The following is a 21,043-nucleotide window of genomic DNA, read 5'->3' as shown; positions in this document are numbered from 1 at the left end:
ACGCCTCCTAAACGCGTATTTGCATAATGCGATGAATCAGCCAGAAACAAAACGCAAGCACGGTTAGGCCAATCGTCAGCAGAGCATAACCGGCGCCTCCGTATAACGGCTTCATATAATCAGGGGCAAAAGCGCTTAGAAAGCCAAGAAAAGCAAAAGGAACAACCATCATGATTCTGGCTTCAAAACGCTTCTGCGCAAGCAGAACAGAGATTTCCTGTTTAACCTCCAGCTTCTCCCCGATCGTCTGAGAAGTCCGTTTCATCACTTCGACCAGATCCCCGCCGGATCGTTTGCACACCGCAAATACATCCGCAAATTGCGTAATATCGTCCAGATGGGCACGCTTCGCCAAGCTCCGCAGTGCCTGCTCAAGCGGTTCGGCATTATCCAGGCGGTGCTTGATAATCTGGAACTCTACCAGCAGTTCCGTGTTCGGATCCGGGTAAAGCAGCTTCAAATCATCAATTGTCGCAAGGAAAGCATTCTCAACCGATTTTCCCGCCGCAAGAGAGGAAGCAAGCGAATATAACGCTTCTTTGAATTGCAGCTGCAGCCGCTCTTTCCGCCGGACAAGCAAGGAGGATTTGTACAGTCTTGGTGCAGCTAGCCCCGCCGCCGCAAGCAAACAGGATACGGCAAACGAATGATAAATGAGATAAACCGCGGCAAAAACGATCATGAAACCGGCCGCAGCCGAACCGACAAACTGCCCATAAGACAACCGGTACCGGTTATAATCCTGCAGCTCCTTAACCGTACTTGACGAGCCGGGTTGATTCCCGGCACGGCCAGCGCGGCCGGATCGGAATGAGGAATCCCACCCGCACCATTCAAGTGCTGCGCGTAATTTTGCAGCCAGAGGAGTCGTCCGGATTACAGGCATACCGCATCCTCCTCAACAAGCCGAATCCCGGCCATTCTCAGCTTATCTGTATGCTGAAGCTTATACTCCGTACGAATAAGCGTACCGACTACTTTCCCGTCTTCCTCTCCCCGCTCCTCGAATTGGAAGAGTGGCCGGACAACAATCTCTCCCTCTTCCATCCCCACGACTTCGCAAATGTCCGTCACTCGCCGGGATCGGTCTCTGAAACGAGACAGATGAATAACAATGTCCAGCGCCGATGCGATTTGATTACGAATAACCTGAACCGGCATTTCCGCCGCGCTCATTACCATCGTTTCAAGCCGGGACATCATATCCCTTGGACCGTTACTATGTCCGGTTGACATGCTTCCCGCATGGCCCGTGTTCATGGCCTGCAGCATATATACTAAAAGGGTAATTAAATGTTAAAATATGCTTATAGATTCTTATGGAGGTCTCCTAATGAAGAAATGTACTTTTTATGCTCGCTGTAGCACCGATACAGAGATGCAAACCAATTCAATCATTAATCAAGTTAGCGGCCTTGTTAAGTACGCGAATGATATGAAATACACTCTATCAGAGACAGGTATATTCTGCCGCAGGAACGGTCAAGACGAGTCTTATCAAGGTTATATTGATGAAGGATTTAGCGGAGTAAAGTCAGCCAAACACAGACGCGCTTTCCAAAAAATGATGAAAGATGCAAAGGCGGGGTATTTTGACACAATCCTCACGAAGTCCATATCACGTTTTGGACGTAATCTGAAGGAAATACTTGTAAATATTGAAAAACTAAAGTTACTGGGAGTCGGCGTTTGGTTTGAAGATATCAAAGTAAATACAATGAATGAAGCAGATAATGTCAAGCTACAAATATTTGGCTCACTCGCTGAGGAAGAGTCGAGAGCAAAGTCTGATAGTGTTCAATGGGCAAAAAAAGAGGCAGCTCGTCGTGGTATTTGGTCTGGACATAGACCATTTGGATACGATTACTCGACAGAAAAGAAAGGTCATTTAGTTATTAATGAGGAACAAGCACGAACAATCAGAGACATATTTCGGCTATTCGTCGATGAAGGTTTTGGCCTGAATAAAATTGCGGGATATTTGACACTTAATAATCATGCTACACAAAAGGGTGGACTATGGGAAAAGAAACTATTGAGCAATATTTTATCTAATGAAATTTATCGTGGGTCTGTCAGGCTCCATAGGACGCGAAAAAAAGATATTAAGACAGGTCAAATTGAGCGGATACCCGAAAAGGAACAAATAATATACCATGACGAACAGTTGCGCGTCATTGACGATGAAACTTTTGAACAGGCACAACATATAAAGCGTGAACGTGGTGGCATATTTGATACATTTGTCTATGACACTGTTGAAACAACAGACGAACTAGGGAACGTATCGAGAAAGAAGGTTAGAACTACTGCTAACCGCAACGGCACACGATATTCATCTGCCCATCTGTTCAGCAATTTGATTAGATGTGTAAACTGTGGAGGTATGTTTAGATATAAAAAAGCAAATAGGAAAATTAATGGAGAAACAGTTGTAGCTCATCACTATTACATGTGTAGAAACGCTGAGGAGTATGGGAGTAGGAAATGTGAATATCGAAACACACAAGTTCAATCGGAATTACTTGAATGGGTCATATCAGAAATCAGAGAACACAGAGAAGACTTAGAGAAACACGAATCGTATTTAAATATGCTAATTGAAGCCAGATTCGAAAAGGATGATATTACCGAGAGGATTACTCAGATTGACGATACGATTAGCGAATTGACTCAGGACGAATCGTCTTTATTAAGGCTGCTCAGCAAAAATATAATAACCGATGATGAATATGGAGAACAGCGCACTAAAATTAGAGACGAGCTATCTAAATTGCAAAGTGAACGCCTACGCCTAGTTAACGTTGACACTGAAATCGGAGAGATTAAGCGTAAATATAGCCAGTTTATAAAATATATGCAGGACATCGACCTTAACAATTTAACCAACGTCATCCTCAGGAAGATTATTAGAGACATCGGAGTTTTGACAACTTATATCCCCGGTGTAGGAGATAACCAGAAAATTAGAGTCATTGAGTGGAACTTTATTGAGTGGTCGCAACAGGAAATACTAGATGAGAATGTGGCAGTGTGGTTAAAAAAGATGAATCAGATGGAGAATGACGGATTTAAGTTTTGATGTATGAACAACATAAAAAAAGGACTTCAATTAATTTGAAGTCCTAATCTCCTATTATTGATGTGATCTTATGCATTAGCTAATATCATGAAAGTTATATCAAATAAGAGTGAAAAGAAAGACACTGTGCCTATTGTTTAGGTAATCCAGCCGCTACACGCAAAGCGTTAGCGTGTTCACGTGCCTTATCCATACCAACCTTAGCGTTCTTAGCTTTCGCTGCTCCCCATGCTGGAGACATATGTTAATTAATTCTCTGGATCAAGTTCCAACTCGTCTTCCCCTTACTGATAATCCAATATTTGTTTTACTTCCTTCTGGAACACAGGTCCGATTGGCCGCTCGATCTTCGCCGCGATCAGCCCTACGAAACGACGCTGTACCAATTACCAAAACTGGCGCGTAGATAGGCGGTGCTCAGATACATAACGAGAGAGCGCGGCTCAGTATAAGCGTGATACGGCGCCTGGCCCGGTCGTATCCGTAACGAGCGAGCCATTTACCGCAGCGTCTACGTGGCGTGACCGACTAAGCCTCGTTCACTGAAAATACACCGTCAATGTAACGCGCGATCATCGTTCCGATACTAGTTCGGACGTACTCGCGCGTTATTGCGAATGCACCTTCGTGCCCGCGGCAGGTATAGGCGTAGAATGCAACGCCGTCAACGCTTTCGCTGGGATATACAGTTATATTCAAGCGCTTGAGCGTTATCGCGATTTGTTCTATATCAAGTTGCATATTCGCTAAACAGATGTTCGTTGCTTTAACGAAAAGCGGTTTCAGCGTGCGGCCTTTTTCTTCGAGTAGATGGCGGTTCTTTTCGGCAATAGTGCGTGCCATCGGTAATAATACGTAGTCGTGCATTAACTGGAGTTCATCGCGTGAAGCTGGCGGACGCTCCGGTTTGAGTCCGGTTGCTTTAATGCGATCACGCTCCATTAACTGCAGGTACTGTTCGGGGTGTTCAGGAAGCATAATACGCGAGGCTTCCCACCGTCCGTTTCCGTAGAGCTTTTTACTGTTCGCGTTCATATAAGCAAATCACCTCACGCTTATTATATACGAACATGTGTTCCATTACCAGATTAGAGAAAGAATTTCATAAAATTTCGCTCCGTAATCATTATTGCGGAATCCAACAATGTTAGTTGCGGTAAGTAAACAACAAGTTAACTTTTATAGATATTATGCTAGTTTATATTAGTAGATTACCGCAATGATAGTTGCGGTAATCTCTAATTATGATTGCGGCCTAAAATTAAGTCATATCAAAGCAATATTTAATTCAATTTATTTACAAATTCATACTTGATTAAGTTCGTTTTGGCATTTAATATTAATTTTGTTGCAAAATTTGGTTATTAAGGATGTGGTTGGACATCAGGAGTTCGGAGGCCAGGAAGTAGCTTTCAGTTTTATAGGTTTAAGAAAATAATATAGAAGAGAGCGTTGTGAAAAATATGATAAAAAAAATACTAGGCGCTGTAATTATTTTTACATTACTATTTTCAACAACAGTATTTGCAAGTAGTGAGGATCAAGGTTATGATTCTATTAGTCCAGAACAAAAAGAAGAAATTATTCAGACTATGGGTAAATTAACTAGACTCAAATTAAACGAACTCGCTAACACCAATAGTAATCTAATAGCGGATTATTCAATCAGTAATATTGGTAATGTTGCTGAGACAGAGGAAGCATTAAGTCAGCACCTTAAAGATCTGGGAGCTAGAGAGCTAACTTCAACCGAGGTTCAATCCATAACTGGAAATGAACCCCAAGGAGTTTCGCCTCGAATTGTTGTACCAGGAAGTAATTCTAATGTTAAATGGTATGAGATTCGATATACACATACTAGAAGTGGTAAATCGTATGACATTCAAGAAGTGTACGCACAAGGGGTAGGTTATAATACTAACCTATTTAAAAGTAATGATACGCTTTATATTCTTAACACTGGTAAAGAACAAGTTAATCTCGCACAAAACTTATTTAAGGTCTATGCCGAAAAATTGATTGGCGCTGCAACTTCTTTAATACCAGTAGTAAATATTTTACCGTACGAAATGTTTGTTAATATTCCAGACGGTTCACAATTCATTGCAATGAATTCCTATTATGTAACTTATAGGGCACTCACAACGGCGGTTTTCTCTTATGTTAAAGATGCAGGGAAATCTGATACATATCAAAGTCTAAGTTATGTTAGTAGTATGTATGAAATGTCAGCTACTCATATGGCTGCAGGTATTGCAAATGAGGGAACTTCACAAGCAAAACCTGTAACTGCAGCTAGTAAAGCCACGGACTATTCGGTATATGCCACAGATTATGCAAGTAGCTCAAAAGCGGTCGACAATTACTTGAATCTTTCTAAAGGAACTTCTTATGCGAAAAATGCAGTATTTACCTCTCCAGCAGGAAAAACTGCAAAAGCAGAAATGTTAACTCCTGGACTGCCAAGTCAAATTATCACTTCTTAATATTAACAAAGAAATACAATGCTCACATATTGTGAGCATTGTATTTCTTGTTATTTTTAGGGAATATGGAGGAATATAATGAAGAAACAAAACAAAGTATTAATTATTCTTATTGCTATTTTAGTATTGCTTTTAATTGGGGTGAAGGTTGTAAAAATACCTCACTCAAAAGAAATCTCTACTTCCATACAAGGTCTAAAGTTTCAATTGTATCCAGAAAATGAAGTAGAGTCTCTTCCTGTATCAGTTGAAATTAAAGGAAGTGTCTATTATTCTGCATTTGGGGAAATACGATTTAAAGGAGCTATTAGTATCATAGATAGTAGCTTAGAAGATCCAAATAAGAATAGAAAATTGAATATGAAAATCCATAAAACAGACCAGGGATATATGTCTGCCCTTATGGACTTTGAGGATCTGAGTACAAAACCATACTGGAATGATCTTTATAACAGTATCTTCTTTAGTAAAGATTTTAAAAGTGTAACAATTCGAGTGGCAGAACAGAACTCCATAACTTTTATAGCAGGACCTGCCAAAAATGAAGTAGATGCTAAAAAAATTACTAAGCAGCTCATGGAAGATTATTTAAAAAAGAATAATGACGATGGATTGTTAATGTATTTGCAATGATTATTTATTTCATGAAAACATAAAAATCAGGCATCTTAAAATTTAACAGCAAGAGACCGTTCTTAGCTGAATTGCTTGGCATGAACGGTCTCTTTATTAGTTACCTAAATAAAACCATGATATCAATTATATGAACGATCTTGTTAGTTAATATTTATTTTGCATAGACAAAGATACAATTTCTCTTAAAATACCGTTCTCCGCCCATAAATACGATATCCTCTTGATCTCCGTTATCGACCACAATCCTCTCGAACGCTTCAATCCGTCCGCTCCCGATCATCTTCACATTCTGGAAGACCAGTACTTTCGTCCTCTCAATAATAACCGTGTGAATGTGAAGGTCCGTCAGTAATTTACGAAATCCGAGGTGACGCGAATTAAGTCGTTTTCTCTTCAAAGTCATAGGTTACCTCGCTCGAATAATTCGTCCATTAGTGCGTTAATTTCTTTGCGTTGCTTCTTCGCTGCTTCCTTGATTCTTCGACCAAAACTGGATTGCAGAAAGCCTCTAATTTAACCACATGCAGGAAAAATGGGTTAAATGTACTCACAACATCTAAAAACCCTTTATTAGCCCAACGCTTGTCCTCTTGACTATAATAAACTAACGTCACTTGCTTCCCCCTGTACTTTTTTTCTTATTAATTTCATATAGTCCTGAAGCTGATAATCCGATTATGGATATGGTTGTAGCCGCCTCTCTCCAAGTACCAGGAGTTAATACAAAGAATGCTGCAAACGCTAATGCTACCAGTGAAGCGTATTTAACAGGCATACCGAATGCTTTGACCATAGATACATAAGCCGCTACGACAGCCGATAAACTTAGAATCATATCACTACTCATATAATTAACCTCCTAACTTTATAGCGGTTATAATCGCCGCACCTACTGTCACAACCACAAATCCAGCAACAGTACGCCATAGCCACTTGTTATTGTCCTCAATAGTACCAATCCGTCTATTTGCGCTTTCCAGATCTTTAGTATGCTGTACAGTAATGTCATTGATCTCGCTCACTTTGTGACTGACTTGCTTAATTTCGTGATTCAAGTTTGCTATGGCGTCTAATTTAATTGATAGACCTTCTACTTTAACAAGAATGTCTGTAATGGTCTTATAATATTGTTCTGGCATATCTGGCAATTCGTCATCTCTCCTTTCATTTAAGCTATTGCTATCCATGTAAATTCCAAAGCATAATCATACCTAGTCGGAAGTCCATATTGCGGAACTACCGTAGAACCTGACACGGTATAAATCACATTCCATCTGTACAGTGAGCCATAACCTTTAACAGTAAATGTTCCGTTCATGGTGTTCTTATTTGTTACTTCGAGATATGTCACAGCAGGCGCTTGATTTGCAACTCGTAGACCTGCACTCGGATTTTGTTTGAGTTCTTGGGTATAGAAAGAGTCTAGTTTCAGCGCGAGAAAAACTTTAAAGTCTTTGCCCTTAAAGTCTGTAGGTAAAGATATTGTCACATCAGCAATACTGGAACCATCATTATCAGTAGCGGTATTAAAATAGGAACCTGATGTGCCAGTAATGCCACTCCCAGCTGCTGTTAGGTAGCTATATGGCATCTCTCCTGTAGCTGTCTTACGGATTAAACCTGCTGGTGTTAAAGCCGTTGTGGAGCCGTCAGTATGATAAGTGATTACACCATATTGACCATTTGCAAATTGCCCCATACGAACAACTTCCCCAGTAGCATTGTCTATATGGAAACCATTAGCATCCATATAGACTGAATTGTACTTCGTGCCCTTGAGAACACTAGCATCCTTTGCTGCTTGTCCTGCATTGTTTGCGCTTGTAGTTGCGATTGCATTTATCGCTTCAGTAAATCGAGTTGATAAAGTAGCAATCTTGGACTTATAGTCAGCAAACTTCGTATCAACATCTGATTTCTCAGTTGGAGTCGTCTTCCCATCAGCAATTGCTGAATTAATCGCACTAATCAGATTAGAGTAAGAGGTATCTGTTGCTGTCTTAGCTGATGTTAGATTTGTCTTAGGCGTACCAGTCAGTAACGAATTAGCATTCAGGTTGGTATATCTGGAATCGAGGTCAGCCTTCTCAGTTGAAAGTGTATTGAGATACTTAGCAATAGACGATGCTTCTGCTTGCTCAATAATTCCATCTGCAAAAGTACCATCAACAATGTCACCTAAACCATCTAACGTATCATTGATATCCGCAATGTCTGCATCCGTTTCAGTTTTAAGATTGTCAGCATAGGACTTTGCATTCACTTGTGCTGCATCTGCTTTTCCCTGTGCTCCTTCAGGAGTTTCCTTTGTGCTCGGATCATAACCAGGGTCAAATGATGTGCTAGAATTGATACGAATAAGACTAGCTTCAAGTATACCCGTTCTCACAAGTGATGCTGTAAAGCCTTTGCCTGTACCGAACGTTTGCCAATTCCAATCGCCGTTGATCTTCTCAGATGCGATAGCGAATATACCGGGACCAAGATACAACGCTCCATAATCAGGACTGTTTTCGTCAGTATTCTCAAGTAGGAAACCTTGATTATCCAGAACATCAGATGTTGCATACGAGCCACTTGCTATAAGCTGGTTCTTCAATGTATTAATCTTGCCTTCAATCCAACTACTATTAAGCTTGCCACCTCCAGTTGTAACCCTATCGATGATATTGCTTGATTCCTGCAATTTTGTGACCGTATCGCTGAGGCTAGGCAGGAAATTGGCAAGTGTAACTCGTGATTTGCTAGGATCAAATGGATATCGCTCATACTCGACAATTCGAGCCGTAACAACAATATCCAAGTCCTCATCGTCAATATGCACCGTATCGCCAAGCTCGAAGCCCTCTGACTCGTCCCAACCCTCTGCATATTTCAACTCGATCACATCAGCTTCATAGGACAATAATGGAGTATCTACAGTAGCTAAATAGTCTTCACCCTTAGTTTGAAGCGTCTCTAAGTCCTCAACATCATCAAATGTAACTGAGCCATTCTTAGGACGTGGATATAAGTTAATATTTGGACTGTCGATAGGATTAGGTAATGCAAGATCATCTTTGCCATAAACAAAAAGCCGAGTAATAATACCTCGACTCTCTTTTGTGCGCTTTATGGATTGTAGATTCTTTCGATAGCTGATTCGGACACCGTTGTCATTACCTATTTGCGGCTTGAATGTGATGTTAAAGTTGTCACGTTTCATCTCGCCATTAGTCAATTCAAGGAAATGGTTAATACCCCATGAGACCATATTTCGCTCAACTGTGAAGTCATGAAGCGTAGTAATTGCTGTGGCATTACCTTCGAACCTTGTACCAGTTAATAGACCGCCCACAATAGCTGCTCCTGTTGCACTCGTATATCGTAGCAATGGGACGTATTCGGTCAGTAGCTCAGTGCTAATGTGCTCAGCGAAGACACTTTTATAAAGTTGCCCCTTAGCGTCTCGCACGTCCTCAGCCGTTCGAATAATGAATAGCTGCTTTTCAACCTTGACAATATTCTCTTCGATCAGGTATTTTGCTCCAGGCTCCATATATGGGACAGTGAACTCACATGTAAACTCTGCATTCATCCGTTCATAAATTCTAGGGCCAGGGTCTAATGTGACTGTAATAGTAGCCAAGCCATAATGACTGAAATCTGTTTCCAGTTTATCGTAGATGACAATGTAGTTATCCATTACTCGCCACCTACCCAATTAACGGAGAGAATATCTTCTTTTTCGATCATCTCAAGTACAGCATATTTCTTTTCCCAATACTTATTAACATTGCTTTGTTTGTGTGTAAAGCTGTCCACGCATACTTGTATAAACTGAGGTACAGTATGGTTTTGGGGTATCCCGTCTGCTTTCCATTCAAGAATTGTATCTGAAGGCAATTGTCCTCCATTAATCAAGTTTAGAGTGCCGCTGAGATTACCCTGAGCCTCAGTGTCGAAATCATATTTGTGTGATTCACCCAACGAATCTGACTCAAAACCAGCAAGGATGCTCTGGTTGCACAAATAATCTAACTGCTCAATTTTCTTCTCCCTTAAAACCTCAATATCCGTATTCTCTACATCCAATGAAAGGAATATTTCATCAGGATTCTTTGGTCGAGCGTCAATTTCTGCTTTATATTGAGCAACTTTCTGATCAAATTGATCTTGAGTGATCAAACCTTGAGAGATAAATATTTCTAAAAGTTCATCCATTTAATAGCCTCCATAAAAATAATAGAAGACCGCTAAACGATGTTAGCAGCCCTCATACGAGCGAGAATATTGATAATTTGTGATGAGTGAATCGATATTTTAGTTTCATCGTCAGCGACTTTTTGAACAAGTGTGTCAACTACAGATTTCTGACTACCTTGATAGTTGAGAGTAGCATCGAGGAGATTTGTTGTGAATAGATATTTATCCAGAAGAGTATAGGTGACTGTATATTCTGCCGTTGCATCATAATCAGAAGATTTAATAGTCGCAGATTGATTGCCATAAGAGTTAGAGTTGAACCAAGTAGTAAACGGTATAGATACACCATTTCTGTATATGGCAATTATCTTATCCGCTCGATTCTTAAAGGAATATGGGGCATTTTGACGGTTTTGACCATTAAAATCATAATTACCTGTACCGCCACTTAATTGCGGAGTTGTCTTCTCCCGAACTATAACTCCCTCAAACAGTTCAATTTGATTCCCACCTGAAGCAAGAGATATCATTCCTTCGCTATTAGAAATGACTTCTTCAACTGGAGTAGCCAGCACGTAATCCAGAGTATACGGCTTATACTCTACTGACGAATATCCGCTATTAGGAACAGTCTGTACGTTTAATTCAACGTCAAGGTCAATGTAATCCGTGTAGACTGTGGATGCTGTTGTTCCGTCTGATGCGTCGGCGTAGGCAAGTACATGACATAGACCGTCCGACCCGATGCGGTCTGCCAAACTAGTTATTTGAAGGTATAATTTATTTACCGTTGAGCTAGAATGGTTCGCCCCTGACCACCATTGAACTGAGTTTACACCCCATTGAGACAAATAAACTTTGTTTCCAGCAGGACCTGAACCGTATCCATACCAATTAACCGCAATACGCCCAATATTCGCCTTAAGCCATGTCACACGATCAGTCGTCGTAACTGCAGTACCAAATACAGTAGTGCCGTGTTTGCGTAGTACATGTTCGATAATGTTGAAAGAGAACATTTGTTGCGGAATGTAGCCAGAACCAAGAGAGGTCGAATCCGAAGTAGAACCGTCCAAATTTCTGATCCAACCGTAGTGTTGATCAGTCGTTTCGCTCCATGATGTAGAAGGTGTTTTCAATGTTGTAATTACTTCGTTAGTCGATGTACGTTTGAATATATGCGGATTCTCAACCACAGTCCCAGCAACCTTACCCACAAAATTAGCCTTTGGCGTAACGATTGGTGTCCAGTATTTCGTTCCTGTGCCGGGATAGGCTGTGCCTATTGTGCCGTTATTCATCTTCCAGCCGTTGAAGTAGTTTTTCCATTCTTGTGCTGACATTGTATAACCGTCAACAGTGCCTGTGTCAGAATTAGGGACGCGAAGATATAAAGCCCCTCCAGAACTAACGTATGAAGAGTCAGCTTCTGCTGTTGCGACAAACTTTCGAAATACTGGTAAACCGTCGTGTTTTGTGAAATATAAATTCCTGTAAGATTGAACACCTTTTAAAATGTTGGTAATTACTCCGTCCGCCAAATATGCCTCTTTGAATCCTGTAAATGCGCTTGGTGCATTATTCCAAGTCCAAGAACCATCCAAAGGAACGCCTGTCTGCCACTTCTTATACTTATACCAAACATTCTCGCGTTCATAGGCCGTATCCCGAACATTTCCGTCTAGGTTTGATGCTAGGATAGTGGGTAGGAAAATATAATCTGCGTTGTATGGTTCGAATGGCGTGGAAATTGAACCTACTTCCACTTGCCATTTAGAAAATCTAAATGTGCCTGTGCTTGAATTAGTAAATCTCATTCTAAGTCTAGTAGCTGTCGCAGGAGCTGTCAGACTCGTTGTGTACGTTCCGGCTGCTAAATCTCTATTCCAGCCGCTTGTAGTTGACAAGGATGTTCCAGCAGAATCGAGGAATGAAACTTCTGCATAACCAGCAATAGCATCTTTCGTAATGCTAAAAGTATACGACTGATTTGGAACAACATCTCCGAATATTTCACAGTTTCTAAAAGTACCTGTAGCATTGATTACCAGATCATAAGGAGCGTTCATAACCGCTTCATTGTGTAAGGTATCAGGAAAACCTTGTAATAAATTTTTCCCAACCTTCTTGACCCCGAACCCTTGCAAATGTTTAGTTCCATCCACGTACGGGAATTTTTCGGCTAGCTTGTCGCCCGTCCAATCTGGATCAACGCTGGCTTTTGCATAGTCTGCCGCTGAAACTTCAACCATGCGGGCATTGTCGAACATTACGGAACCTGTCCCGCCAGTGTTTTCGTTGTTTTTTAGGTAAATGGAAATCAACGAATCCAAGCTGGGATTGATTTTTAAAATGATTGTCCGGCTCGAAGTCGCTGTATCTTGAACACTCAACAGCGGCGAAGCCGCATAAACTTGCGCGAATGCTTTGCCTGTGCTTGTTACAATGGCATCAATAAGGAAAAGATAATATTTCCCGCCTGTTATCGTCATAGTATTAGAACAAGCGACCACACGTTCTGTACTCGCGTCTCCAACCTGCGCCGTTATAAGCTGGCCTAACCCACCATTGTTAGCCGCCATTGAATATTTAGCGTTTACGCCCTTTGTCCATCCGTCTGCGACTCCATCTCCGTTGGAATCTTTGTCGAAGCTGCCGATATTCCCTAACAAGTTCACCCTTGTCGTCCCGTAGATAGAAAACTTAGTAGGACTACTTTGCTTAGTACTAATCACATTTAATCCATGTTTCAAAGTAGCGGTCTGATTAGACTGTTCAGCAAATTTACTCTGTAAATCACGAATCGCATCGCCTGCAACTGTAATAGTCCTGCTAGGTGTGTAGCCATTTTCAACAGTTCTAATATCAACGACCTCAGCGGAGGATGTGCCAGCGTATGCGATAATGTTACCTGCACGATCCCATGCTTCTTTAATGGCTGCTTGAGTGTTGGTAGAAGCCATACCTGTACCTGATGGGGAGAAGGTGATATTGGATGCGGTGTGAGCTGTGGTTGATGATTGGTGTGCTTGGAGTTTTGATTTGGAGTCGATGTCGTTGTTGGATATTTGGGATTGGAGGGAGGCGGTTGTAGAGTCGATTAAAGCTATCTTTTTATTAATAGCTTCCTTACCTTCCTGAAGAGTGGCTGAAGCCGGTATTAAATCTGCCATATTTTATCTCCTTATGTATATTTGGCGTTAAAGACAAAAGACACCGAGCAATTTAGCCCAGTGCCTCCTATGTCAACGTTATTAATTCCCGGCTTCAGTTTAATAAACTGACCCAGTACCTTATTATTCTTATTAGTTGTTCCAAGTTTAGCTTGCATACGCTGACAGTCTAATGAAACAGTACCATTTGATACAGATTCATTAAAGTTAAGTGTGCGACCACCATTTGATATTCTTAAACTATTGAAGCTGCCTATTGCTAATACAACAGGATATACTTCAAATGCCCCATAATTGTTTACTTCGATTGTCTGAGGACTTGATATCGTATAAATTGGAGCCGTATATCCATCGAATGTTATCTTCTCATTATCCATGAGAATATTGCTGTCCCAATCAATTTCCTCTGTTGATACTGTAGTCTGATATGAGAATGGATCATATGCCACAAATGGAAGTGAGAACTTCCCAAGTCCATATATGCGGTCTAAATCAAGAGAGCCAGAATAGCGAACGATATATTTTTTCGTTGGTTTTGCATCGAATATAATTTCAAATTGACGTGGTCTACCTGTTTCATCAAGCATATACTCTGCAAATCGCTCAATAGCTATTTGAAGCTCCTTATAATCGCTGGTTATCATAGCACATTCTAGACTGAATTGTAGCGGAGATAATTTTGCACCAAAATCATACGCTCCATGCATCCCCGCTATATCTACTGTGCTGTCAACTGTGGAGGCAAGCATAGGACGCTTGGATTGGCGTAACATAATGACTCCTAAGTCTCTAGCCGTTCGTATGTCTGTTGGATTATTGATAGGTGTTAGAGTGAAACCATTGTTATACGCCACTTAAACCTAGCCCCCTTGCTCTCGTCATATTCATATTTTGAATAGGATTCACTATGGCTCTAGACACTTCACGTCCATCAATATGTACAGGTACTTCAATGGTAAATTGACCACCAAAACTAGCTCCATATCCCGCTGTTCCATTTACACCAGTAACTGCTGGCAACATGTCAGATGATTTAGGAACCGCTGCCTTAGCCAAGGAAGATGCTTGAGTCTTGACAGAATTAATCGAGTCCTGAATACCAAGAGCAAATCCATCGACTACAAATCTACCGAGAGTCTTCATTACGTGAGAAGGGCTATGGATATCAAGGAGTCCCTTAATACCGTCTGTAATTGTTGATGCAATCTCTTTGACTTTGTTCCATAGTTTATTGATTCCGCTGCTGATACCATCTATAATACCCTGAATGATGTTCTTACCTATCTCTAGCATCTTATCCGGCAAATCCATAACCCATTGTAAAGCACTTTGTATATTGCTTATGATAGTTTTCCACAAATTTACGGTTCCTGTAGACAGATCATTCCAACGCTTCATAATGCCATCAACTACGGACTGAAAAATACTGCTGGATGTAGATTTTATCCAATTCCAGACATTACTCAAGGCCGTCTTAATTTCATCCCAGTGTTTAACGATCAGTAGGGGTATTCCGATAAATGGAGCAACTACTGCTAAAATCTCGACTCCCCATTTGCTGAAGAAATCCTTTAACCAGTCCCATAGACCAACAAAGAATTCCTTGATGGTATCCCAGTGTTTTATCACCTCATAAACAGCTATACCTATTAAGCCGATTGCTACTACTACTGCCGCTATGACTCCTATAATCAAACCGAATGATGCGGCTAAGCCAATACCTGCACCAATAAGCGATGTAAGCAGAGGTAATAGCAATACAATCGCCCCTACGACAAGTCCGATTGCAACTGCTAAAGCGCCAATTGTAGCTGCCCATCCTGGATTATTTGAAGCCCATTCTGCTATCTTTCCGATAAAACCCGCTATAGCGGTTAAGACAGGAGCAAGAGCAATCATCATATCACCAAAAGCTTCCTTCATTTGCACAACTGGATCAGCGTTTAACTTATCAACCATTCCATTAAGCTGGTCTTGATTTTCTTTAGTTTTATCCTGAGCATCACCAATACCCTTGAAGACAGCGATAACGTTTTCGCCTTGGTCTTCCCACTTAGTACCGAACACCTGAGTAGCTATCTGATTCTTTAGCGTCTTGTCCTCGATTCCATCAAGCCATGTGACCATTTGAGACATTGCATCTGCCCCCACCTGTCCACCTTCAGCAACAGCTTTGCCCCATAATTGAAACCTGTCTGCGCCTATCCCTGCTTGTTCAAGTAATGTACCAAGTGTTTTAGGACTCTCCTGACCGAATGTAGCCATCTGAAGACGCGCCTCTTTGACTCCATCATTCAAGTTATCGATGTTCCAAGTCTTTGTATCAATACCCGCCTCGAATATTGCCTGAATTTGCTGAGCATTAAAGCCAGCATCTTTCATTTGCTGTCCATACTCAGATATCGTGTCAAGTTGCTCAGGTGGGAATCCAGCCTTAAGCAATGCGTTGGTTAAGGCTAGAGCATCATCATTAGATAAGCCAAGAGATGAAGCCAATTCATTTGTCTCTTGAATCAACTCGGTAAAGTCGATAGAACCATATGCCCTTGCTATCACCGCTGCATTTTCTACAAACGATGTGTTTGCTGCGTCTGATGCATCCTTATTCAGTGCCCATTGCCTACGCAAACCCTCTAATGCTTCTTCACCATCGAGACCATAAGCGGTAATCTGATTGAGTGCTTCCTTGATGGATTGCTTAGACTCCTCTGGAACGTTAAATGAGATGTCGATATTCGTATTAAGACTAGAAGTATCTAGTGCCTCATCAACGATCGCACCAATTCCGATACCCGCAATAGCCCCACCTACACCAGCCTTCAACTTGTCACCGAATGAACCTACTTCCTTTTCAGCATTGTTGGCTTCCTTGGCTATCTTAGACAAATCGTCTTTGACATTTGCCAATGATTTACCGTCATCAATAGACTTTAATGCCTCTTTGAGTTTGTCTATATCCGTCTTTGAACCATATGCTGATTTGCCTATCTTATCAATTGCATCATCAAGTTGGCTGGATGAGGCCTTACCATCTTGGATAGCCTTAATCAAATCCTTACCAAGTACGTCTGCATACTTGCTGACATCACTCTTCGTAGCCGCAAAGAATGTGCTAAGCTGCTTCGTCTTATCGGCTAATTGTTGTTCCTCTTCTTTAAGCGCTGATATGCTCGATTGAAACTTAGACAGTAATTGCTCCGTAGCTTCAAGTTCCCGCTGGAATGCTCGATATTGACCAGCGGTGATTTCCCCTTTATCAAATTGTTCAGCCACCTGTTTTTGTGCTGCTTTTAGCGTATCAAGTTTGTTTGTGGTATTTGCGATTGCGTCTGTAAGTAGCTGTTGCTTCTGTGCTAGTAGTTCAGTGCTATTAGGATCGAATTTAAGCAGATTTTCAACCATTTTAAGTTCGGACTGTATGTCTCTACTCTGCTTGTTAACCTGTTCGAATGCCTTCCCTAAACTTGTTGTATCTGCTCCGATGGCAACATTGATCCCTTTAATTGTCTCTGCTATAACCGTTCACCTCCTAAAAAAAATAAAAGAGTACGCCATGTAGACGTACTCTAGCCTCCAAATAATGAGTCAATATCTGACTGTGTAGCTTGCTTAGGTTTGTTATCTTCTACTCCCATGTAGATACGAGCCATAGCAAACAAATCAGATACTGTTAACTCATTAATCTCATCGAATGATAGCTTGATTCGCTTTCCAATTGTCAGTAAATCTAGATCAAATCTATCGCTTACTGGTCTTTCTTTGGTTTTGTTTGTACTGTTGTTTTCTTGTGCCTCCACGAAAAAAGCCCGCTTGGGCCTCCTCCATTACGGCAACGAACATATCCTGATTGGAGAGAAGATCAATATCATCCATTGACTCTAGCCACTTGGGGAATGTTGGGAATGATTTTACATTTTCATATGTCTTCTGCATGACCCATACAAGTTGAAGTAAAAACACAAAGTCAAGCTTGCTATGATCCTGCTCAATGTCTTTCATCTTCATAAAGTCACCCATTAAATCCGAGTTGAATTCTGTACGCCAATAAAAAAGGCTCAGAGGACTAGCCTTGAGCCTAACAGTTTGATCATTAATTGTAATCTCTCTCATTTATTATCTCCTATACTGCTGCAAATGTAGGTTTGTAAACTTCAGTAAAGAAGCTGTTGTATTCTGTAGCGTTGGTATCGTTCAATTCCAACACACCATGAACAACCATCTTACCATCGATCTCAATAGGCGAAATCGTAAGATTAACTACCTGAGTTTTCACTTCGATACTGTCACCGACTGTTGTTGCCTCCTGCTCTGGGCGAGAAGCGACACAATTGTAATATACTCCACGTCTGTTTTTCTGATCTCCTTGAATCTGAAAGAGCAATGCGAATGGTTTACTTACAGCGTCTGCCAGTTCTACCAACATCCCGTTTGAATCTATTTGCCAGCCAAGTAGTTCTGCTAAAATTTCTTGCGGGATTAAACTAAGCTCGATCTCTGCTGTGTATCCATTATTTGTGAAAGTAGAGAAGTAAGTCATATTGTCAGCCGCAAATTTGTAAGATTCGCCCTCAACCGTTGGCGTAAACCTCACCGATCCGGGAATCAAAATAGGTGTCTCATATTCACCCGGAGTTGTTTCGTCTTGGAATGCGAAATGTGTATTTGAAAAGCCATATAGTACTTTGTTTTTTGCCATTATTTATTAGCCTCCAATAATTTGTATTTGATATAAAATCTGATATAGTTTTTCTTCTTTAATCCATACTTCTGTTTTGCTGTACGGTAATTTTGCCTCTTTAAGCTTGTCTTGTACTTTCTTCTCAGCTTCCAGATCCTTGATTGCTGTATACAGTTCAATCTGATAATTCCCTATGTCAACGTAGTTCTGATTCTCAGCAATCAAATCAGTGCTGAACGCATACAAAAGGACAATATAAGGTGGCGATTTATCTGAATTGAAATGCGAATAAGCCACTGGATAGCCAGTAGCCTTAAGCAAATTCATTAATTCATCTTGACTCATCATCAGCCTCCATTCTTGATGATTGATTTGATTCGGTCTAGCATCTTAGGAACAATCGCATCATACTGTTTTCGGATATGAGGTTTAGCTTCTACTCTACCGCCACCACGTTTCACATGACCGAACTCTAAAAGATGAGTAAGCCCAGGCTTAGCTTTGTTATAAACGATGTACTTGACCGTCCCACCAGAGGTAATTTTCTTGCGTCTCCACCCCTTAGCATACATAGTGGTTCTCTCAGGTGAATTGTCTGATATAGCTTTGACTGCTAACTTAGACGAATCGTCAATTTCCTTTTCGATTCCCTTCGTCACGTCCGCTGTATACTCGGCAATGGCCTTAGTAATTTCCTTAGCCAAATCATCAATCGATATGCTATTAGCCATTTGTCGCCTTTTCCCTTCTGCGATAATTGTAAAGGTTTGGTTGAGTTCATCGTCATTGATTACACTCTTAACGTCATAGCTAATCCCTTTATATTGGACGCTGAGCTTTGTCTTCTCCAATGCGAATATGTCCTCAATTGTCCTAGTCCATTTGATGATGAATCTTGTGATATCGACGGATTCTGTTTGACCTGCTGCATTATATTCGCTGCCTCTAAGCGTCTTGATCATAGACCATAGCTTACATATTTCCGTGAATACCTCAATCTCATTCCCAATTTCATCCTGAATAACTGATTGCCCCATAATGGTAATCCGCTTATTGAATCTTCCTGTATGGCTGTTTGCATTGTATTTATTAGGATTCATTTGCATCACCATCTAACAGGATACCTTCAAATGCCTTAGTTAAAGCAAGGTTGTTAATCTGAATCAGAAAATTGGTATAGAAATATTCAAGGGCATCATTATAAGCATAGCGAGAACGCTCAAACACTAGTTCTTTGAACACACCATAAGATTCGATGTCATAGTTTCCACATATTCTCATCAGATCATCATTGGATGCTTCGAGAATACGTTGCAGATTGCCATCCTCGTTATCGTCTAGGTGCATACGAAGCATGAATTCATCGACAATCTGCGGCGTAATCGTATTAGCCATAACTACTCACCCGCTTCATATTGGGTAATATAGATGTGTTTATATTTGTTATCAGTTGTAGATAGTTGTTTGATGCGATTCTTATTAGACCTATGACCCTCAACTGGATAAGTGTCTCCAACTTGATACAGATGACCGTCATGCTTTGTATCCTTGAATTGACGAATAACCGTATATGTATCAGCCATTAATATTGCCTCCTAACAAACCAGAAAAGACCCCTTACGGAGTCTCAACTGTTGTATTGAATTGAATATCCAGATCATAAACCAATGCGGCTTTGTTGTCCTTCGGTTTACCGTTAGCATGTTGCTTGAGTGTGTAAAGCATAGCATCTTGCATCGCAAGTGTTTGATCGTATTTATTAGCTTGGTATCCACCAGCAAGTGCTGCAATATATTGTCCTTGAACGAAGAACAATGCTTTATTGCTCGGAATCTCTTCAGACTCCACAACTTTAATATTATAAGGCAGTGCTGTTACCCATTGGCCATTTGCCGTTTGGATGGTGTTACGTGCCTGAACACTGATCGCATCTACTGGATTTACAACCATTACAACTTTATTCATTACCTTGCGGGATTTACCTTTAGCGTTAACGGAGAGTGACTTGATTACTTCATGGAGTTCACCAGCTACAACTTCGCCAAACTGAGACGGAGCGAATGTAAGTGTACCACTAGCAGTTTTGTCCGTTACAGCTCCCGTAGCACCATCTACATTTTTCAGAAGTCCGATTGGTTCATTTTGTGCTGGGCCACGACCATTAACAAATCCATATTCAAGACCGACGCTGTATGCCTCTACAATTAGCGTACGAACATACTGTTCTACCCACTCTGGGCCTAGTTCGAGCATATCTTTCGGAATGACTGCAAATGCAGTAAGTTTCAATTGACCAATTTCTTCTTCCGTGAAGGCTGCATCGAGTTGTCCCTTAATATCACCAAACAGTTTTCCCCATGCATAGGATTTGGTTGGATCGGAATCGATGAAACGAGTTACAGCACCAAGAGATTTAATACCGATAGCTTCAAGCAATGGGTGCTCCTGTAATAGATCCTCGAATACCCGTTCTTGAGTTGTAACAGGAAGAACAGCGCCTTCAGCGAATCCACCGCTAAGAATTACCTCGTTGAAGAATTTACGCTCTGTCGATGTGAGTACATTTTGACCACGAGCTGCCAGAACTTGATTGTCAGCATGATTATCGCGTACATGAGTTGTGATAACATTCGTTAGATCGGAAGCCAGTGCATCTTGCATTTCGTTCCATGCGTTTGCCAGCACTTCTTTGTCAGCACTGTCTTTAACCGCATTCATATATACAGCTTTCTTTGCTTCATAGTTTTCCATTTTTTCTACCTTGCCATTAAGTTTCATTGTCATTTTGTATTGCCTCCAATTA

The 21,043-nt window shown here is 41.0% G+C and carries 21 protein-coding genes; 3 read left to right on the top strand and 18 right to left on the bottom strand.

What is annotated here, in order from left to right; all coding sequences use genetic code 11:
• Positions 1-7: 7 nt before the first annotated feature.
• Together M3194_RS15860 and M3194_RS15855 are read right to left on the bottom strand one after the other, a co-directional pair.
• Positions 8-886, bottom strand: a complete 879-nt coding sequence (locus tag M3194_RS15860; protein WP_251655043.1) for a type II secretion system F family protein — start codon at positions 884-886, stop codon at positions 8-10.
• Positions 877-1,260: an ATPase, T2SS/T4P/T4SS family gene (locus M3194_RS15855; protein WP_311290949.1), complete on the bottom strand. Its 384-nt coding sequence runs from the start codon at positions 1,258-1,260 to the stop codon at positions 877-879. The genes M3194_RS15860 and M3194_RS15855 overlap by 10 nt, the downstream gene beginning before the upstream one ends.
• 73 nt (positions 1,261-1,333) lie before the next feature.
• Here M3194_RS15855 and M3194_RS15850 point away from each other — a divergent pair, with 73 nt between their 5' ends.
• Positions 1,334-3,082 (top strand): recombinase family protein, encoded by a 1,749-nt coding sequence (locus tag M3194_RS15850; protein ID WP_251655042.1) that lies wholly within the window; start codon positions 1,334-1,336, stop codon positions 3,080-3,082.
• 528 nt (positions 3,083-3,610) lie between these two features.
• Here the strand turns inward: M3194_RS15850 and M3194_RS15845 are convergent.
• Positions 3,611-4,117, bottom strand: coding sequence for a hypothetical protein (locus tag M3194_RS15845; RefSeq protein WP_251655041.1), 507 nt, complete (start codon positions 4,115-4,117; stop codon positions 3,611-3,613).
• A gap of 419 nt (positions 4,118-4,536) precedes the next feature.
• Between M3194_RS15845 and M3194_RS15840 the strand changes: the two genes are divergently transcribed.
• Together M3194_RS15840 and M3194_RS15835 are read left to right on the top strand one after the other, a co-directional pair.
• Positions 4,537-5,568, top strand: a complete 1,032-nt coding sequence (locus tag M3194_RS15840; RefSeq protein ID WP_251655040.1) for a hypothetical protein — start codon at positions 4,537-4,539, stop codon at positions 5,566-5,568.
• Between the two features lie 78 nt (positions 5,569-5,646).
• On the top strand, positions 5,647-6,201 hold the full coding sequence (locus M3194_RS15835; RefSeq protein WP_251655039.1) for a hypothetical protein: 555 nt from the start codon (positions 5,647-5,649) through the stop codon (positions 6,199-6,201).
• Positions 6,202-6,355: 154 nt separating this feature from the next.
• On the opposite strand, the gene M3194_RS15830 is transcribed toward M3194_RS15835, so the two are convergent.
• The 15 genes from M3194_RS15830 to M3194_RS15760 all read right to left on the bottom strand — a co-directional run bounded on the left by M3194_RS15830 (position 6,356) and on the right by M3194_RS15760 (position 21,024).
• The gene (locus M3194_RS15830) at positions 6,356-6,607 is read right to left on the bottom strand and encodes a hypothetical protein (protein ID WP_251655038.1); all 252 of its coding nucleotides are present in this window, start codon (positions 6,605-6,607) and stop codon (positions 6,356-6,358) included.
• 207 nt (positions 6,608-6,814) lie between these two features.
• Complete coding sequence (locus M3194_RS15825) at positions 6,815-7,051, bottom strand: hypothetical protein (RefSeq protein ID WP_251655037.1); 237 nt, start codon at positions 7,049-7,051, stop codon at positions 6,815-6,817.
• Positions 7,052-7,055: 4 nt separating this feature from the next.
• Positions 7,056-7,343, bottom strand: coding sequence for a hemolysin XhlA family protein (locus tag M3194_RS15820; protein ID WP_251655352.1), 288 nt, complete (start codon positions 7,341-7,343; stop codon positions 7,056-7,058).
• Between the two features lie 29 nt (positions 7,344-7,372).
• Positions 7,373-9,889: a phage tail spike protein gene (locus M3194_RS15815; RefSeq protein ID WP_251655036.1), complete on the bottom strand. Its 2,517-nt coding sequence runs from the start codon at positions 9,887-9,889 to the stop codon at positions 7,373-7,375.
• The gene (locus tag M3194_RS15810) at positions 9,889-10,407 is read right to left on the bottom strand and encodes a DUF4376 domain-containing protein (RefSeq protein ID WP_251655035.1); all 519 of its coding nucleotides are present in this window, start codon (positions 10,405-10,407) and stop codon (positions 9,889-9,891) included. The genes M3194_RS15815 and M3194_RS15810 overlap by 1 nt, the downstream gene beginning before the upstream one ends.
• Positions 10,408-10,439: 32 nt before the next feature.
• Complete coding sequence (locus M3194_RS15805) at positions 10,440-13,562, bottom strand: hypothetical protein (protein WP_251655034.1); 3,123 nt, start codon at positions 13,560-13,562, stop codon at positions 10,440-10,442.
• 11 nt (positions 13,563-13,573) lie between these two features.
• Positions 13,574-14,416: a phage tail domain-containing protein gene (locus M3194_RS15800; RefSeq protein ID WP_251655033.1), complete on the bottom strand. Its 843-nt coding sequence runs from the start codon at positions 14,414-14,416 to the stop codon at positions 13,574-13,576.
• Positions 14,406-16,964 carry a phage tail protein gene (locus tag M3194_RS15795; protein WP_251655032.1) on the bottom strand — a complete coding sequence of 853 codons (2,559 nt, stop codon included), beginning with the start codon at positions 16,962-16,964 and terminating at the stop codon, positions 14,406-14,408. The genes M3194_RS15800 and M3194_RS15795 overlap by 11 nt, the downstream gene beginning before the upstream one ends.
• Before the next feature lie 336 nt (positions 16,965-17,300).
• A complete protein-coding gene (locus M3194_RS15790) occupies positions 17,301-17,672 on the bottom strand; it encodes a hypothetical protein (protein ID WP_251655031.1) in 372 nt (123 codons plus the stop codon).
• Between the two features lie 10 nt (positions 17,673-17,682).
• The gene (locus M3194_RS15785; protein WP_251655030.1) at positions 17,683-18,258 is read right to left on the bottom strand and encodes a major tail protein; all 576 of its coding nucleotides are present in this window, start codon (positions 18,256-18,258) and stop codon (positions 17,683-17,685) included.
• Between the two features lie 6 nt (positions 18,259-18,264).
• Positions 18,265-18,585, bottom strand: coding sequence for a hypothetical protein (locus M3194_RS15780; protein ID WP_251655029.1), 321 nt, complete (start codon positions 18,583-18,585; stop codon positions 18,265-18,267).
• A 2-nt stretch (positions 18,586-18,587) separates the two neighbouring features.
• A complete protein-coding gene (locus M3194_RS15775) occupies positions 18,588-19,340 on the bottom strand; it encodes a phage head closure protein (RefSeq protein WP_251655028.1) in 753 nt (250 codons plus the stop codon).
• Positions 19,330-19,635 carry a hypothetical protein gene (locus M3194_RS15770; RefSeq protein WP_251655027.1) on the bottom strand — a complete coding sequence of 102 codons (306 nt, stop codon included), beginning with the start codon at positions 19,633-19,635 and terminating at the stop codon, positions 19,330-19,332. The genes M3194_RS15775 and M3194_RS15770 overlap by 11 nt, the downstream gene beginning before the upstream one ends.
• Positions 19,636-19,637: 2 nt before the next feature.
• The gene (locus tag M3194_RS15765; RefSeq protein ID WP_251655026.1) at positions 19,638-19,823 is read right to left on the bottom strand and encodes a termination factor Rho; all 186 of its coding nucleotides are present in this window, start codon (positions 19,821-19,823) and stop codon (positions 19,638-19,640) included.
• 34 nt (positions 19,824-19,857) lie between these two features.
• Positions 19,858-21,024, bottom strand: a complete 1,167-nt coding sequence (locus tag M3194_RS15760) for a phage major capsid protein (protein WP_251655025.1) — start codon at positions 21,022-21,024, stop codon at positions 19,858-19,860.
• Positions 21,025-21,043: the final 19 nt, after the last annotated feature.

It is taken from the genome of Paenibacillus glycanilyticus (assembly GCF_023715145.1).
Taxonomy (GTDB): Bacteria; Bacillota; Bacilli; order Paenibacillales; family Paenibacillaceae; genus Pristimantibacillus; species Pristimantibacillus glycanilyticus_A.
Note: the sequence above shows the minus strand (reverse complement) of the source record. Positions and strands in the feature narration are given on the sequence as shown.

Coding starts and splice junctions, on each gene's coding strand:
- M3194_RS15860 (WP_251655043.1), bottom strand. CDS start 886: ATGCCTGTAATCCGGACGACTCCTCTGGCTGCAAAATTACGCGCAGCA.
- M3194_RS15855 (WP_311290949.1), bottom strand. CDS start 1,260: ATGAACACGGGCCATGCGGGAAGCATGTCAACCGGACATAGTAACGGT.
- M3194_RS15850 (WP_251655042.1), top strand. CDS start 1,334: ATGAAGAAATGTACTTTTTATGCTCGCTGTAGCACCGATACAGAGATG.
- M3194_RS15845 (WP_251655041.1), bottom strand. CDS start 4,117: ATGAACGCGAACAGTAAAAAGCTCTACGGAAACGGACGGTGGGAAGCC.
- M3194_RS15835 (WP_251655039.1), top strand. CDS start 5,647: ATGAAGAAACAAAACAAAGTATTAATTATTCTTATTGCTATTTTAGTA.
- M3194_RS15830 (WP_251655038.1), bottom strand. CDS start 6,607: ATGACTTTGAAGAGAAAACGACTTAATTCGCGTCACCTCGGATTTCGT.
- M3194_RS15825 (WP_251655037.1), bottom strand. CDS start 7,051: ATGAGTAGTGATATGATTCTAAGTTTATCGGCTGTCGTAGCGGCTTAT.
- M3194_RS15820 (WP_251655352.1), bottom strand. CDS start 7,343: ATGCCAGAACAATATTATAAGACCATTACAGACATTCTTGTTAAAGTA.
- M3194_RS15815 (WP_251655036.1), bottom strand. CDS start 9,889: ATGGATAACTACATTGTCATCTACGATAAACTGGAAACAGATTTCAGT.
- M3194_RS15810 (WP_251655035.1), bottom strand. CDS start 10,407: ATGGATGAACTTTTAGAAATATTTATCTCTCAAGGTTTGATCACTCAA.
- M3194_RS15805 (WP_251655034.1), bottom strand. CDS start 13,562: ATGGCAGATTTAATACCGGCTTCAGCCACTCTTCAGGAAGGTAAGGAA.
- M3194_RS15795 (WP_251655032.1), bottom strand. CDS start 16,964: ATGGTTGAAAATCTGCTTAAATTCGATCCTAATAGCACTGAACTACTA.
- M3194_RS15790 (WP_251655031.1), bottom strand. CDS start 17,672: ATGAGAGAGATTACAATTAATGATCAAACTGTTAGGCTCAAGGCTAGT.
- M3194_RS15785 (WP_251655030.1), bottom strand. CDS start 18,258: ATGGCAAAAAACAAAGTACTATATGGCTTTTCAAATACACATTTCGCA.
- M3194_RS15780 (WP_251655029.1), bottom strand. CDS start 18,585: ATGAGTCAAGATGAATTAATGAATTTGCTTAAGGCTACTGGCTATCCA.
- M3194_RS15775 (WP_251655028.1), bottom strand. CDS start 19,340: ATGAATCCTAATAAATACAATGCAAACAGCCATACAGGAAGATTCAAT.
- M3194_RS15770 (WP_251655027.1), bottom strand. CDS start 19,635: ATGGCTAATACGATTACGCCGCAGATTGTCGATGAATTCATGCTTCGT.
- M3194_RS15765 (WP_251655026.1), bottom strand. CDS start 19,823: ATGGCTGATACATATACGGTTATTCGTCAATTCAAGGATACAAAGCAT.
- M3194_RS15760 (WP_251655025.1), bottom strand. CDS start 21,024: ATGACAATGAAACTTAATGGCAAGGTAGAAAAAATGGAAAACTATGAA.